Genomic DNA, 13,812 nt, shown 5'->3' with positions numbered 1-13,812 from the left:
CCATCGCCTCAACAGCCGCCTTCAACGATAGGAGAGGCCGGTGCTCAGCTATCTCCTGCGAAAGCTGCTGCTCAGCATCCCTGTGCTGTTCGGCGTCACTGTCATCGTCTTCGGCATCGCGCACGCCATGCCGGGCGACGCCGTGCTGGCGATGATCACGGCGGAGGCGCCATCGAGCGAGGCTCTGATCGCGATGCGTCGCGGCGAACTCGGCCTCGACCAGCCACTCTACGTCCAATACCTCAACTGGATCGGCCAGATCCTGCACGGCAATCTCGGCCGCTCCTTCGTCAATGGCCGCAGTGTCGGCGACATCATCGGTGAGCGCCTGCCGATGACGCTGGAACTGATGGGGGTGGCGCTGCTCGTCGCCTTCATCATCGGCACCACGCTGGGGGTGATCTCGGCGCTCAGGCAATACCGGCTGACGGACTATTCGCTGACGCTGGGCGGTTTCGTCGGCGTGTCGATCCCGGATTTCTTCATGGGATTGCTGCTCGTCTACGTCTTTGCGCTGGAACTGCGCTGGCTGCCGTCGTCGGGCATTTCGACGGCGGGCGACAGCTTCTCGCTCGTCGACAATCTCAGGCATCTGATTCTGCCGGCTGCCGCACTCGCGCTGTTCCGCGCCGCGATCTTCATGCGCTATGCCCGCGCCGGCATGCTCGAAGTACTGAACCAGGACTATATGCGCACCGCCAGGGCCAAGGGCTTGCGGCCCAGCACGATCACGTTACGCCACGGCCTGCGCAACGCGCTGATCCCGCTGGTCACCGTCTTCGGGCTGACCTTGCCGACCCTGTTCGGCGGCTCGGTGGTGATCGAGACCATTTTCCAGTGGCCGGGCATCGGCCTGATGTTCATCGATGCGGTGGTGAACAGGGATAGCCCTGTGATCATGGGCTATGTGCTGATCACCGCCATCATCGTGATGCTGGCCAACCTCGCGACCGACCTTGCCTACAGCGTGCTCGACCCTAGGGTGAGCTATGACTGACGCCACCGCCGCCGACTTGACGATTGCCTCCGGCGCCTCGCGCGGCCTGTGGAGCGAGGCAGCGCGCCGCTTCCTCAACCACCGCCTGGCGACGCTGGGGCTGGTCATGCTCGCCATCGTCGTGCTCGCCTGCGCACTGGCGCCGCTGATCGCGCACTATGGCCCCAACGACATCGACCTGCGCGGCCGCAATCAGCCGCCGGGCGGCGGCCACTGGCTGGGTACCGACGGCACCGGCCGCGATATCTTTGCCCGCATCCTTTATGGCGGTCGCATCTCGCTGACGGTCGGCTTCGTCGCCGTGGCAATCTCGGCGGCCATAGGCATTTTCATCGGCTGCGTCGCCGGCTATTTCGGCGGCAAGGTCGACCTCTTCCTGATGGGCCTGATCGACATGGTGCTGACCTTTCCGCGCCTGGTCATCATCATCGCTTTTGTCGCCGCGGTCGGACCCAGCATCCTCAACACCATGGTGGTCATTGGCCTGCTCAGCTGGCCGTCCATCGCCCGGCTGACGCGTGGCGAGATCCTGGCGCTGCGCAACCAGGAATTCGTCCTCGCCGCGCGCTCACTCGGCACCTCGCCCTCGGTCATCATCCTCGAGCATATCCTGCCCAATGTGCTGAGCCCGATCCTGGTGGCGATCACGCTCGACGTTGCGACAGTCATCCTGCTCGAGGCCTCGCTGTCCTTCCTTGGCCTCGGCGCGCAGGCGCCGGCTGCCAGCTGGGGCAACATGCTGCGCGATGCCCGCACGCTGTCGATCCTTGAGAGCCAGCCCTGGATGTGGATCCCGCCCGGCGCGATGATCGCGGTCGCCGTGCTGAGCATCAACTTCGTCGGCGACGGCCTGCGCGACGCGCTCGACCCGCAGCACATCATGGGCGGGAGCACGAAATGATGGGCGCCGACGCACTTGCCATCGACGGGACCGCAAAGTGGATCGGGCAGCAAGCGGTGCTTTCCGTTCAGGGGCTGAGCGTCGAGTTCGGGCCTCGGGACAGTTCCGTCTATGCCGTCAACGACGTCTCCTTCGAGCTTGCCGAAGGCGAGTCGCTGGCCATCGTCGGCGAGAGCGGCTCGGGCAAGTCGGTCACCGTGCAGACGCTGATGGGGCTGATCCGCAAGCCGCCGGGCCGCGTCACCGCAGGCCGAGCGCTGTTTCGTGGCCGCGATCTTCTGGCCATGCCCGACAGCGACTTGCGCCAGATACGCGGCCGCGACATCGCCATGATCTTCCAGGATCCGATGTCGTCGCTGAACCCGGTGCTGAGCATCGGCCTGCAATTGACCGAGGCGCTGCGCGAGCACCAGGGGTTGAATGAGGCCGAGGCCGAACGTCAGGCGCTCGACATGCTGGACCTCGTCGGCATCGCCAACGCGCCGCAGCGCATGCGTGCCTTTCCACACCAATTCTCGGGCGGGCAATTGCAACGTATCGGCATCGCCATGGCGCTGGTCTGCAAACCGTCGATCCTGATCGCCGACGAGCCGACCACGGCCCTCGACGTCACCATCCAGGCGCAGATCGTCGAACTGGTGGTGCGCCTGCAAAAACAGCTCGGCATGGCGATCATCTGGATCAGCCATGACCTCAGCCTTGTCGCCGGCTTCGTCGACCGCGTTGCGGTGATGTATGCGGGCTCGATCGTCGAACAAGCACCGGTCGATGAGCTGTTTTCGGCGACGACACATCCTTACACGATCGGCCTGTTGAACTCGATTCCGTCGCTGACTGCGGCAAACACCAGGCTGGTGCCGATCAAGGGCGCGCCACCCAACGTCACTCTGCCGCCGACATTCTGCGCCTTCGCGCCGCGCTGCGATTATGCCGAGGTGCGCTGCCGCGAGCAGAGACCGCCGCTGGAAACGCTCGGCGCCGGCCACACCACCGCGTGCTGGCGCTGGCGAGAGGTGGCACGATTACCGCGCACGCCGGCAGCCGCATCAAGCGCGGCACCGGCAGCGGCGCCCAAGCAGGAACCGCTGCTTGTCGTCTCCGATCTCAAGGTGCATTTCCCCATCCGACGCGGTGTGCTCAAGCGGCAGGTCGGCGCTGTGCACGCGGTTGATGGGGTCAGCTTCGAGGTGCTGCGCGGCGAGACGCTGGCGCTGGTCGGCGAAAGCGGCTGCGGCAAGTCGACGACCGGCCGCGCCGTGCTCGGCCTGGAGCGCCCGAGCGCCGGCAGCGTCCTCTTCGAGGGCAGGGACTATGCCGGCGCGACAGGCGATGAGCTCAAGCAGCGCCGTCGCGACATGCAGATGGTTTTCCAGAACCCGTTCGGCTCGCTCAATCCGCGCATGACCGTCGGGCGCATCATCGGCGAGGGGCTGCGCGCCCAGAAGATCGGCACCCGGGCGACGCGTGACGTCCGTGTCAGCGAATTGCTGGCACTGGTCGGCTTGCGGGAAGCGCTGCGCAACCGCTACCCGTTCGAACTCTCCGGCGGCCAGCGCCAGCGCGTCGGCATTGCCCGCGCGCTGGCAGCCAATCCGAAATTCATCATTGCCGACGAGCCGATCTCGGCGCTCGACGTCTCCATCCAGGCGCAGATCGTCAACCTGCTCGACGACCTCAAGGCGCGCCTCGGCCTGACCTATCTGTTCATCGGCCACGATTTGTCGATGATCCGCTATCTCAGCGACCGCGTCGCGGTCATGTATCTGGGCCGGATCGTCGAGATCGGCACCACAGCAGCGGTGTTCGGCAGTCCGCTGCATCCCTATACAAGCGCGCTGCTGTCGGCGATCCCGGTGCCGGACCCCAAGGCTGGCGGCACACGCCGGCGTATCGTGCTCGGCGGTGGCGTACCCGATCCGTCGAAGCCGCCGCCCGGCTGTCATTTCCATCCGCGTTGCCCGATGGCCACCGACATTTGCACCAGGGCAGACCCGCAGGTGCGCGATTTCGGCTCTGGCGTCTCCGGCCAGCATCTCGTCGCCTGCCATCATGCCGGCGATGCCACCCCATGACTCTCCTGGAAAGGCCGAGGATCCCCAAATGACCAAGGAATTGGCGGGCATGTATGCCGCCCTGATGACCGGACTGAGCGATGCCGGCGAATTCGATCCGCAGCGCCAGCGCAACATCAGCGACTATGTCCTGCGCCAGGGCCTGGCGGGACTCTATGTCGGCGGCAGCAGCGGCGAATCCGGCCTGCTGACGGTGGACGAATTGCTGGTTCAGCAAGAGGTGGTGTTCGCTGGCGCCACAAGCACCGGCGTCAGGCTGATCGCCCATGTCGGCATGCCGAACCTGCGCGATTCCATCCGTCTGGCGCGGCAGGCGCAAAAGCTCGGCTATCACGCGCTGTCGGCGCTACCGCCGCATTCCTATCCGTTCTCCGACGAGGAGGTCTTTGGCTATTACCAGGCGCTGGCGGCGGCAACGGATCTACCGCTGATCGTTTACGAAATCCCTTTGCGGACCGGCCGGCCATTGCCGCTCAGCCTGCTGGTGCGGTTGCTGGATCTGCGCAATGTCGTCGGCATCAAATACACCTCCACCGACCTGTTCAAATATTCGCTGCTGCGCAAACGGCAGCCGCAAAAATTGTTCTACTATGGCTTCGACGAAATCTATGCCGCCGCCGGCATGCTTGGCACCGATGGCGGCATCGGCACCACCTACAATCTGCTTGGCAGGCTGTACGTGGCGGTGGATCAGGCGATCCGTGCCGGCGACCTGGCCCGAGCGAAAACACTGCAGATGGTCTCGCAGGACTTCGTCGAGGTGCTGCTGGAAACCGGCGTGCTGCCGGGCATGAAAGCGGCCTTCCGCGTCATCGGCGTCGATTGCGGCCCGACCCGTGCCCCAATGGCGCTGGCTGTCGCCGATGCCGAGGACAGGATGCGCGCGGTTCTCTCCCGCCCGGCGGTGAAAGAGTGGCTTGCGTGAGAAGCGTCAGCGCGACGGCCATGCGGCCGCGTGAAGATTGGGGCGGCTCCTCACCCAATGACACTATGAGCGGCGGTCAACGGATCACTGGCCAAAGAGATCCGGACGGGCGACGTTGAGCCGCTGCACCGTGCCCAACACTTCGCGCAGATGCCGCCATGCGCGCGCCTGCCTGTTTTGCCTCGCCGATTTCCACGGCCTCGAGGATCGCCAAATGCTGGGCGAGCAGCGTTTCCAAGTATCCGGGCTCGGGCAGGCTCAGATAGCGCACACGGTCCATCTGCAGCTTGACCACCTGGATCACCCGCCAGCTCTTGGGCAGGCCGGCCTCTTCGCACAGGTTGCGATGGAAGGCCTCGTCGAGTTCGAGGAACAGCTCGCGGTCGCCCTCGGCCACCGCCTTGGCCTGCTGGGCAAGGTTCACCCTGCCTGCCGCGATCAAGCCGCCGGAGCCGTGGCCGTCCAGTCTCTGCACGACGGAGACCTCGAGCGCCTCGCGAATGAACTGCGCTTCCTCGACGTCGCTCACCCGGATCGGCGCGACGAAGCTGCCGCGCTGCGCCAGGATGTCGATCAGCCCTTCATCGGCAAGCCGGAGGCGATGGCCGGCTGCGGCGCGCCGAGGATGGCGTGCAGGTTAGCGGCCACGTTCGGTCGGGCAAGTCTCGAAAATGATGCTGAATGTGTGCGTATACGGGCATACTTATAGCCACTCGGGGAGTCTTCGGTTCCGCTGGCACCATGTGAACGGGAGCGTCGGTTGCGAGGATTTGCGGAAAGCGTGATGCAGGGACCGCGGACCGTGGCCGAGCAGGTCGCCAATGTCCTGCGCGAGGCCATTGCCAATGGAACCATCAAGGCAGGCACTCCGCTGCGCCAGGACGAGGTGGCCGAGCAGCTCGGCTTCAGCCGGATGCCCATTCGTGATGCCCTTCGCCAGCTTGAAGCCGAGGGCATTGTTTCCATCCACCCGACAAAGGGCGCGCAGGTCGCCCGGATGGACAGCGTCGAGATCAGTGAAATCTACGCCCTGCGCGAACTGCTCGAAAGCGAGGCGCTCCGGCTCTCGGTACCCAGCCTCGCCGACGAGAAGCTCGATGAGGCGGAACAGGTGCTCGATCAGATCGATGCGGAGCGCAATGTCGGCCGTTGGGGGCCCTGAACGGGGACTTTCATCTGGCTCTCTACGACGCCTGCGGCAACCATCGACTGCTCAGCCTGATCGAGGCCCACCACAATGCAGCCGATCGCTACGTCCGCATCCTGCTGTCGAACCTGGACTATCGCAACCGCTCGCAGACGGAGCATCGCGACCTGCTGGCCGCCTGTCGGCGGCGCGATGGCGACAAGGCCACAAGAATTCTGAGGCAGCATCTGCGCGAAGGAAGCGAGACGCTGGTCAGCGCAATCAGGGAAGATGGCCTGTCGCGAAAATCCTGACGGCGTGGCTCACGGGCATTGCGATGGGCTTCAGCCCTGCGCCGGCCTGCGTTCGACGATGTAGATGTGGTCGGCCGCGAGCACCACGTCACCGCGCTGGTTGATCACCTCGCAGCGCTCGATCACCCGCCCTGAACCCGGCCGCTTCGGATCGTCTTCCTTGGCCGCGATGGTGGTGCGCGTGCGGATCGTGTCGCCGATGAACACCGGCTTGATGAAGCGCAGCCGATCATAGCCATAGGAAAACGCGACGGGGTTGATGACGGTTGCCGTCAGCCCGATGCCGACCGAGAACACCAGCGTGCCATGCGCAATGCGCTGGCCGAATGGCGTCGTCTTCATGAACTCGGCGTCCATGTGGTGCGGGAAGAAATCGCCGGTGTGGCCGGCATGGACGATGAAGTCGGTCTCGGTGATGGTGCGGCCGCCGGTGAGGCGCGAGGAGCCGATCTCGTAGTCCTCGAAATACTGGATCTGTTCCATCAGGGTCTTTCCGCGATCGGTGTCGCTGGTGCCGCACTCGACTGATAGGCGGCCTCGACCAGCGCCATCGTGCTCCACGCATCCTCAACTGGACTGATCAGCGTAGCATCTTCTCCGATAGCAAAACGCTGGACATTGGCCATGCGGCCAACGAAGGCGTCGGGGAACCACTCGCCGGCGAGCGGCACCGCGACCCAGTCCGTTCCGCCTTTCGGATGGATCTCCAGCACATCCGGTTCGCCTGTGGGATAGTCGAGATTGAGGCCGAGCTTGAGATAGGCGGCGCCCTCGGTGCCACAGATGCGGAACTCGCAGGCCTGGTGCCGGCGGCCGAACTTGTGGTCATGATTGATCGACAGGGCGCAGCGCACGGTGTCGCCATAGTCGAGAATGGCACTGGTGCGCGTCTGCGCCACGGCATGGTTGGGATGGCCAAGCGTCTTGGCGTGGACACCTCTGGGGTCGCCGAGCAACTGCCGGATCAAGTCGAGATAGTGGATTGAGTGCATGGCGATCTCGACGCGTGGCGCCTTGAGCAGGAATTCCCACAGCTCCCACGGCGTCGCCAGCGCCAGCCAGGCGTCGAAGTCGACGACCTCGCCGAGCCAACCCTTGGCGATGGCGTCCTTGAGCGCCAGCATCATCGGTGCGAAGCGCAGCTGGAAGTTCACCGCCGCATGCAGCTTCATGGCGCGGCAGATTTCGAGGATCGCCGTCGCCTCGGCAAGGTTGCTGCCCATCGGCTTCTGGATCAGCGCCACCGCGCCATTGGGCAAGGATTTCAGCACATCGGCATGACGCGACGGCGGCGTGGCGAGATCGAAGATCGCACCCTCGACGGCAGCAGCCTCCTCGGCCGAGCGAAAGGCTGTCACACCCCATTGGCTGGCCAGTTTTTCAGCTCTGGCGTGGTCCGGATCGTAGAGGCCGGCGACCGGAAAACCTGCTTTCCGGTAGGCCGGGAAATGCGCGTCGCCGACGATCGATCCGGCGCCGAAGGTGACTATCGGCCGGGGCTTGGAGGGTTTGGGCCAGGACTGGACGAGCAAGGCAGGGTCGAAACCGCCTTCAGTCATGATGGAAGACCTCATCCATCTCGGCCCACCACTCGCCTTCCTTGCGCGTCGCCAGCGGCTCCTGGCAAGGCATGCAGACAGCCCACCATTCTTGCGTCTTCGGGTCGGCCGCCATCTTGGCCATGTCGGCTTCGTAGTCGCTACCGTGGTATTCGAATGTGCTGAACAACAGGTTCTCCGGCCGCTTCAGGTAGATCGAATAATTCTTGATGTTGCAGGCCGAGATCATCGTCAGCACGTCAGGCCACACGGCGGCATGCAGGCGGACATACTCCTCGACCTTTTCCGGCTTCAGCCCCAGAACCATTCCCATCCGCCGCATGCCCGTCTCCTATCTGGTGATCGCCGTGGTGAATTCGGCGATGCTCATGGCCTTGACCGCGTCCCAGTCCCAGTCGATGCCGATGCCCGGCTCGTCGGGCGCCAGCGCCTGGCCATCCTCGATGCGCATATGCTTGCCAGTTAACTGGTCGAGTTGCGGAATGTACTCGACATATCGGCCGTTCTGAACAGCGCAGGTCAGGCTGACATGCAGCTCCATCAGGAAATGCGGACAGACCGGAATGTCGAAGGCCTCCGCCGCGTGCGCGATCTTGAGCCAGGGTGTGATGCCGCCGATGCGGCCGACATCGACCTGGACGATCGAGCAAGCGCCTTTCTGCATGTATTCACGGAAATGGCGGATGGAGTAGAGCGACTCGCCAATCGCAATCGGCGTCGGCGTCGAGTTCGACAATCGCACATGCCCGTCGATGTCGTCGGCCGGCAGCGGCTCCTCGATCCAGGCGAGGTCGAGCTCACGCAGCCTTGCGGCGCGCCGGATCGCCTCGTCGATCGAAAATCCCTGATTGGCGTCGGTCATGATCTCGTAGCCGTCGCCGACCGCCTTTCGCACCGCCGACAGGCGGGCAAGATCTTCCGAGCCGTGCGGCCTGCCGATCTTCACCTTCGAGCCGCGAAAGCCCTTGGCCTTTGCGCCCAGCGCGTCGTCGACCAGCGCCTGCGTCTCGATGTGCAGCCAGCCGCCCTCGGTCGTGTAGAGCGGGCAGCGATCCTTGGCGCCGCCGGCCAGCTTCCACAGCGGCAGGTTCTGCTTTTTCGCCCGCAGATCCCAAAGTGCGGTATCGATCGCCGCGATCGCGATGGCCGTGATCGCTCCGATGGTGGTGGCATGGGTGGCGAATTCGAGATCGTGCCAGATCGCCTCGATCATGTCGGGGTCGCGGCCGATCAGGCGCGGCACCAGATGATCGGACAGGAGCCGCATCACCGACGAACCGCCAGTGCCGATCGTGTAGCTGTAGCCGGTGCCGACCGCGCCGTCGGAATCGGTGATCGTGATGATCGGCGTTTCCTGGCTGACGAAGCTCTGGATCGCGTCGGTGCGCTTGACCTTGGGCACAAGGTCCACCATCCGCAGTTCGACTTTCTCGATTCTGGCCATGCCGATCAGCTCCGCAATGTCTTTCCGGTCTCAGTGGCAAACAGGTGAGCCTGCGACATGTCGAGGCTCATGGCGATCCGCTCGCCCGGCCTCAGCGGTCTCGGGTTCAGCATGCGTGTCACCCAGTCTTCGCGGTTGAATTCGACGAATACCAGCGTCTCGTTGCCGAGCGGTTCGGTGACCGTGATCGGCAGTTCGATCTGATGGACATCGGCAGCACCCCCGGAGCTGATACCATGCCCGGTCGGATAGATGTCGTCCGGCCGCAGTCCGAACACGACCTTGTCGCCAGTCGCGACATTGGCCTTGAACTGGCCGGGCAGTGGCAGTCTTTCGCCGCTGGCGAAAACCATCTGGCCGTCATCGATCGTCGCCTCGTGCAGGTTCATCGGCGGCGAGCCGATGAAGCCGGCGACGAAGCGCGTCGCCGGCCGCCGAAAAACTTCGTCAGGCGTGCCGACCTGTTCGATATGGCCGTCGCGCATGATGACGATGCGGTCGGCAAGTGTCATCGCTTCGACCTGATCATGGGTGACGTAGATCACCGTCGACTGCACCTTGGCATGCAGCTTCTTGATCTCGGTGCGCATTTGCGTGCGCAATTTGGCGTCGAGGTTGGAAAGCGGCTCGTCGAACAGGAACACATCGGGGTCGCGCACGATGGCGCGGCCCATGGCGACGCGCTGGCGCTGGCCGCCCGACAGTTGCGACGGGCGGCGGTCCAGCAGCGTGTCGAGGCCGAGGATGGCCGAGGCCTCGGCGACCCGGCGCTCCATGTCTTCCTTGGCCGCCCCCGCGATCTTCAGCGAGAAGCCGAGATTCTCGCGCACCGTCATGTGCGGGTAGAGCGCGTAGGATTGGAACACCATCGAGATGTTTCGCGAGCGTGGCGGCAGGTCGTTGACGACGCGCCCGCCGATCTCTATCGAGCCGGCGCTGATCTCTTCCAGTCCGGCGATCATGCGCAACGTCGTCGACTTGCCGCAGCCGGACGGGCCGACCAGCGCGATGAACTCGCGGTCGGCAATATCGAGATCGATGCCGTGCACGATCCCGATGTTACCGTAGCGCTTGGTTAGCTTGGAGAGGGAGACGGTTGCCATTGGATCAGCCTTTCACCGCGCCGGAGGTCAGGCCCCCGACAAGGTGTTTCTGGACGATGTAGGTGAGGGTGAGCGCCGGGATGATCATCACCACGGCGAGCGCGCACATGCCGCGCCAGTCGATGGTGAACTCGGCGGTGTAGTCGAGCAGGCCGACCGGCAGCGTCTTGGCGCTTACCGACCGGGTCAGCTGCGAGGCCAGCGCGAACTCGTTCCAGCAGGTCAGGAAGGCGAAGATCGCGGCCGACGCGATGCCCGGCCCGGCGAGCGGAAACTCGACCTGCCAGAAAGCCTGCCAGCGCGTGCAGCCATCGATCTGTGCCGCTTCCGCGAGATCCTTAGGCACCTGACGGAAGAAGCCGTCGATCAGCCAGATGGTGAACGGCACGTTGAGCGCGACATAGGCAAGGATCAGCCCGAAATGCGTGTCGATGATGCCAAGCCGCACGTAGAGGAAGAACAGCGGCAGCGAGAGCGCGATGCCGGGCACCGTGCGCGTCAGCATCAGGCCAAGGAACACGCTGGACTTGCCGCGGAAGCGGTAGCGCGCGAAGGCATAGCCGCCGGCCATGCCGATGGCCACCGCAATGACCGTCGAGGTCACCGAGATGATCAGCGAGTTGCGGAAATATTCGATGACAGGGATGCCACCCTTGCCGATGCCGCTGAACATCGAGACATAGGCGTCGAACGAAATCTCCTGCGGGATCCACACCGGCGGCTTGGCCATGATCTCGACGGTCGGCCGCAGCGACGAGATGACGATCCACAGGCCCGGCAGGCAGATCGTCAGCATCGCCAGGAACAGGCCGATGCGATAGACCACGCTGAGCAGGCGGCGCTTCAGGCGGGCGGAAGAATTCTCGTCCATCTTCACCACTCCGCACCGATCTGCGTGCGCGCCGCGGCGAGCTTGTTGAAGAAGTAGACGGTGAAGGCGATCGACAGCAGGATCGAGAAATAGGCCATGGCGTTGGCCATACCCATGCGCCCGTCGCTGTAGGCGGTGCGCGCCACCAGCGTCCACAACAGCTCTGTGCGGCCCGCCGGTCCACCATCGGTCATGATCTTGACGATGTCATAGGCGCGCGCCACGTCGAGCGAGCGGATGGTCATGGCGATGTAGGCGAAAGGCATGACGAACGGCCACGTCACATAGCGGAACGTCTGCCACGGCGTGCAGCCGTCGACCCGCGCCGCCTCGATCGGCTCCTTGGGCATGGCGAGCAGACCGGCGAGGATCAGGATGGCGAAGATCGCGGTCGACGACCATATCTCGGCGATCGAGATGGCGATGAAGGCGAGATGGCCCTCGATCAGCCACGGTATGGCGTCTTGCGTGATGCCGAGCGACTGCAGGGCATTGTTCACCAGGCCAATATTGTCATTGAACATGAACTTGAACTGGAAGCCGACGAGGATCGGCGAGAACATCATCGGAAACATCATCAGCGTGCGCAGGATGCGCTGGCCGCGCGTCGCCTTCTCGACCAGCATCGCGAGGCCGAGGCCGAGCAGCATTTCAAGATTGAGCGCGATGGTCAGCAGCAGCACCGTGCGGCCGAAGGCCCACCAGAAATCGGTGTTGGACAGGATCGAAATATAGTTCCGGATGCCGATGAAGACGTAGAACGTTTCGGGTCGCGTCAGGCGGAAAGGCGTGAAGCTGGAATAGAGCGATAGCAACAGCGGGATCACGACAACCGCCGCCAGCACGATCGTGGCCGGAAGCAGCAGCAGGAATGGCGCGGATGGCTTGAAGCCCTTCATCAGAATCCTTGAGGTGCTTGCATTTGGACGGCGCTGCGTGGGCCGGGAGCGAAGGTTAGCGTAAACCGCCTGCATCCCGCGAAACGCGATCACCTCCCCCATTCATGATGGGGGAGGCAGCCTCGGGAGTGGTTTCTACAGCTTGCCTGCGTCCTGGAGGATTTGCGTCGCCTTGACGGCAGCTTCATCCAGTGCCTGCTTCGACGTCTTGTCGCCGAGGATCGCCGCCTGTAGCTCGGGATAGACGGCGTTCGAGATCTCGATCCATTCAGGCGTCTGCGGCACGGCAAAGGCGTGCTTGGCCTCCTCCTGGAAGGCGGTAAGAACCTCCTTCTTGTAAGGATCGTTTTCGGCCTGCTTCAGGTCCCAGTCCCAGACCGCGGTGCGGGTCGGCAGCGGACCTGCGGCGGCCTCCAACTTCTGGCTGTCTTCGTTGGTCAGCCACCAAACCAGGGAAGCCGCGGCCTCCTTGTGGGGGCAGTTCTCGGTCACCGAGAAGCCATGGAAACCGGACCAGCCGGTGCGCTTGCCCGAAGAGCCCTTAGGCGCGACCTTGACGCCGACATTGCCGGCGACCTTCGACGATTTCGGATCGTTGAAGAAGCCGGCCCATCCCGGCCAGTCGAGATTGATGGCGACGGTGCCCGAAGCAAAGCCCTGGCCGAGATCGTCCCAGAGATAATTGGTGGTTCCGGCTGGCACGGCCTTGGCCTTGTAGAGGTTGACGAACCAGTCGAGCGCCCGGACGCCAGCCTCGGAATTGAAGACCGGCTTGCCGTCCTTGTCGAGATACTCGCCGCCCTCGGCGACGACCATCTCGAAGAAGCGGCCGTTGATCGCCTCTTCCTTGCCGGCGAACTGCGTGCCGTAGAAATTGGGCGGATTGGCGAAGAACTCGGCCTGGTCGGTGACTTCCTTCCACGTGTCCGGCGGCACCAGGTCATAGCCGTATTTCGCCTTGAACTTGGTCTTGTTGTCGGCGTTCTCGTACAGGCTTTTCTGGTAGTAGAGCGCTGAAACGTCGAACTGGGCGCGCGGCAGCATCTCCAGCTTGCCGTCGATGGTAGCCGACTTGATGGTCGACGGCACGAAGGCGTCTATCTCTGCCTTGGGCAGCAATTTGCTCAGGTCGGTGTAGAGGCCCGTATATTGCGGCGCGAAGGATGAATGGTTCCAGCCGACGCACCAGTTGGTGCTGCCCGAAGCGATGTCGGACTTGAGCTCCTTGTCGATGTCGAAGCCGTTCTTCTTGGTCAGGATGTTGACCTTGGCGCCGGTCGCCTTTTCCCATTCGGGAATGCGCTCGTAGAGTTTTTCATATTGCTGGCCGCCGATCAGCTTCACGTCGACGGTCACGCCTTCGAACTTACCGGGCAGGTCGCCGGCAAGGGCAGCGCTTGCACTGAATGCAAGCAACAATGCGCCGGCGGACACGCCGGAAAGCAGTCTGTTCATTGGTATCCTCCCTTGGTGCGCCTCAGCGGCGACCGCAACTCGTCTGATGACAAGAAGTGCTACATTCATATACAAACAAAACATTCATGGATACGTCAAGGCGAAATTTGTTTCCGCCGGACGCGTTGCTGCGTATATGAAGGGTG

Annotated in this window: 15 protein-coding genes; 6 read left to right on the top strand and 9 right to left on the bottom strand. The window is 63.7% G+C overall.

The features are described from left to right. Window positions 1-40 precede the first annotated feature (40 nt). Genes ASD12_RS02690 through ASD12_RS02675 form a run of 4 tightly spaced genes read left to right on the top strand, consistent with a single transcriptional unit; the run spans window position 41 to window position 4,895 of the window. Window positions 41-997 carry an ABC transporter permease gene (locus ASD12_RS02690; protein WP_056581749.1) on the top strand — a complete coding sequence of 319 codons (957 nt, stop codon included), beginning with the start codon at window positions 41-43 and terminating at the stop codon, window positions 995-997. Beyond that, window positions 990-1,898 (top strand): oligopeptide ABC transporter permease, encoded by a 909-nt coding sequence (gene opp4C / locus ASD12_RS02685; RefSeq protein ID WP_056581747.1) that lies wholly within the window; start codon window positions 990-992, stop codon window positions 1,896-1,898. Before ASD12_RS02690 ends, opp4C begins: the two co-directional genes overlap by 8 nt. Continuing rightward, complete coding sequence (locus tag ASD12_RS02680; protein ID WP_200953677.1) at window positions 1,895-3,970, top strand: dipeptide ABC transporter ATP-binding protein; 2,076 nt, start codon at window positions 1,895-1,897, stop codon at window positions 3,968-3,970. The genes opp4C and ASD12_RS02680 overlap by 4 nt, the downstream gene beginning before the upstream one ends. A 28-nt stretch (window positions 3,971-3,998) precedes the next feature. Beyond that, window positions 3,999-4,895, top strand: a complete 897-nt coding sequence (locus ASD12_RS02675; RefSeq protein WP_056581745.1) for a dihydrodipicolinate synthase family protein — start codon at window positions 3,999-4,001, stop codon at window positions 4,893-4,895. Between the two features lie 76 nt (window positions 4,896-4,971). On the opposite strand, the gene ASD12_RS02670 is transcribed toward ASD12_RS02675, so the two are convergent. Then, on the bottom strand, window positions 4,972-5,424 hold the full coding sequence (locus ASD12_RS02670; protein WP_056581742.1) for an FCD domain-containing protein: 453 nt from the start codon (window positions 5,422-5,424) through the stop codon (window positions 4,972-4,974). Window positions 5,425-5,697: 273 nt separating this feature from the next. On the opposite strand from ASD12_RS02670, the gene ASD12_RS35690 reads away from it, so the two are divergent. Continuing rightward, on the top strand, window positions 5,698-6,057 hold the full coding sequence (locus tag ASD12_RS35690) for a GntR family transcriptional regulator (RefSeq protein WP_274533694.1): 360 nt from the start codon (window positions 5,698-5,700) through the stop codon (window positions 6,055-6,057). Then, window positions 6,045-6,335: an FCD domain-containing protein gene (locus tag ASD12_RS35685; protein ID WP_280139531.1), complete on the top strand. Its 291-nt coding sequence runs from the start codon at window positions 6,045-6,047 to the stop codon at window positions 6,333-6,335. Before ASD12_RS35690 ends, ASD12_RS35685 begins: the two co-directional genes overlap by 13 nt. A gap of 30 nt (window positions 6,336-6,365) precedes the next feature. Here ASD12_RS35685 and ASD12_RS02660 read toward each other — a convergent pair whose 3' ends face one another. The 8 genes from ASD12_RS02660 to ASD12_RS02625 form a co-directional block, all read right to left on the bottom strand. Continuing rightward, window positions 6,366-6,821, bottom strand: coding sequence for a MaoC/PaaZ C-terminal domain-containing protein (locus ASD12_RS02660; RefSeq protein ID WP_056581932.1), 456 nt, complete (start codon window positions 6,819-6,821; stop codon window positions 6,366-6,368). Continuing rightward, window positions 6,818-7,894, bottom strand: coding sequence for a Gfo/Idh/MocA family oxidoreductase (locus tag ASD12_RS02655; protein WP_056581740.1), 1,077 nt, complete (start codon window positions 7,892-7,894; stop codon window positions 6,818-6,820). Before ASD12_RS02655 ends, ASD12_RS02660 begins: the two co-directional genes overlap by 4 nt. Beyond that, a complete protein-coding gene (locus ASD12_RS02650; RefSeq protein ID WP_056581739.1) occupies window positions 7,887-8,216 on the bottom strand; it encodes an L-rhamnose mutarotase in 330 nt (109 codons plus the stop codon). The genes ASD12_RS02655 and ASD12_RS02650 overlap by 8 nt, the downstream gene beginning before the upstream one ends. A 9-nt stretch (window positions 8,217-8,225) precedes the next feature. Further along, window positions 8,226-9,338: a mandelate racemase/muconate lactonizing enzyme family protein gene (locus ASD12_RS02645; protein ID WP_056581737.1), complete on the bottom strand. Its 1,113-nt coding sequence runs from the start codon at window positions 9,336-9,338 to the stop codon at window positions 8,226-8,228. Between the two features lie 5 nt (window positions 9,339-9,343). Then, complete coding sequence (gene ugpC, locus ASD12_RS02640) at window positions 9,344-10,441, bottom strand: sn-glycerol-3-phosphate ABC transporter ATP-binding protein UgpC (protein ID WP_056581735.1); 1,098 nt, start codon at window positions 10,439-10,441, stop codon at window positions 9,344-9,346. 4 nt (window positions 10,442-10,445) lie between these two features. Continuing rightward, window positions 10,446-11,312: a carbohydrate ABC transporter permease gene (locus ASD12_RS02635; RefSeq protein ID WP_056581733.1), complete on the bottom strand. Its 867-nt coding sequence runs from the start codon at window positions 11,310-11,312 to the stop codon at window positions 10,446-10,448. A 2-nt stretch (window positions 11,313-11,314) separates the two neighbouring features. After that, on the bottom strand, window positions 11,315-12,211 hold the full coding sequence (locus ASD12_RS02630) for a sugar ABC transporter permease (protein WP_056581724.1): 897 nt from the start codon (window positions 12,209-12,211) through the stop codon (window positions 11,315-11,317). A gap of 135 nt (window positions 12,212-12,346) precedes the next feature. Next, complete coding sequence (locus tag ASD12_RS02625) at window positions 12,347-13,666, bottom strand: sugar ABC transporter substrate-binding protein (protein WP_056581721.1); 1,320 nt, start codon at window positions 13,664-13,666, stop codon at window positions 12,347-12,349. Between the last annotated feature and the right edge of the window lie 146 nt (window positions 13,667-13,812).

The organism is Mesorhizobium sp. Root102 (assembly GCF_001425625.1).
GTDB lineage: Bacteria > Pseudomonadota > Alphaproteobacteria > Rhizobiales > Rhizobiaceae > Mesorhizobium.
The sequence above is the reverse complement of the archived record's forward strand: the minus strand, read 5'-3'. Positions and strand labels throughout refer to the sequence as shown.

Excerpts from the sequence above, each read along its gene's own strand:
- opp4C (WP_056581747.1), top strand. The coding sequence starts at position 990 with ATGACTGACGCCACCGCCGCCGACTTGACGATTGCCTCCGGCGCCTCG.
- ASD12_RS02680 (WP_200953677.1), top strand. The coding sequence starts at position 1,895 with ATGATGGGCGCCGACGCACTTGCCATCGACGGGACCGCAAAGTGGATC.
- ASD12_RS02675 (WP_056581745.1), top strand. The coding sequence starts at position 3,999 with ATGACCAAGGAATTGGCGGGCATGTATGCCGCCCTGATGACCGGACTG.
- ASD12_RS02655 (WP_056581740.1), bottom strand. The coding sequence starts at position 7,894 with ATGACTGAAGGCGGTTTCGACCCTGCCTTGCTCGTCCAGTCCTGGCCC.
- ASD12_RS02650 (WP_056581739.1), bottom strand. The coding sequence starts at position 8,216 with ATGCGGCGGATGGGAATGGTTCTGGGGCTGAAGCCGGAAAAGGTCGAG.
- ASD12_RS02645 (WP_056581737.1), bottom strand. The coding sequence starts at position 9,338 with ATGGCCAGAATCGAGAAAGTCGAACTGCGGATGGTGGACCTTGTGCCC.
- ugpC (WP_056581735.1), bottom strand. The coding sequence starts at position 10,441 with ATGGCAACCGTCTCCCTCTCCAAGCTAACCAAGCGCTACGGTAACATC.
- ASD12_RS02635 (WP_056581733.1), bottom strand. The coding sequence starts at position 11,312 with ATGGACGAGAATTCTTCCGCCCGCCTGAAGCGCCGCCTGCTCAGCGTG.
- ASD12_RS02630 (WP_056581724.1), bottom strand. The coding sequence starts at position 12,211 with ATGAAGGGCTTCAAGCCATCCGCGCCATTCCTGCTGCTGCTTCCGGCC.
- ASD12_RS02625 (WP_056581721.1), bottom strand. The coding sequence starts at position 13,666 with ATGAACAGACTGCTTTCCGGCGTGTCCGCCGGCGCATTGTTGCTTGCA.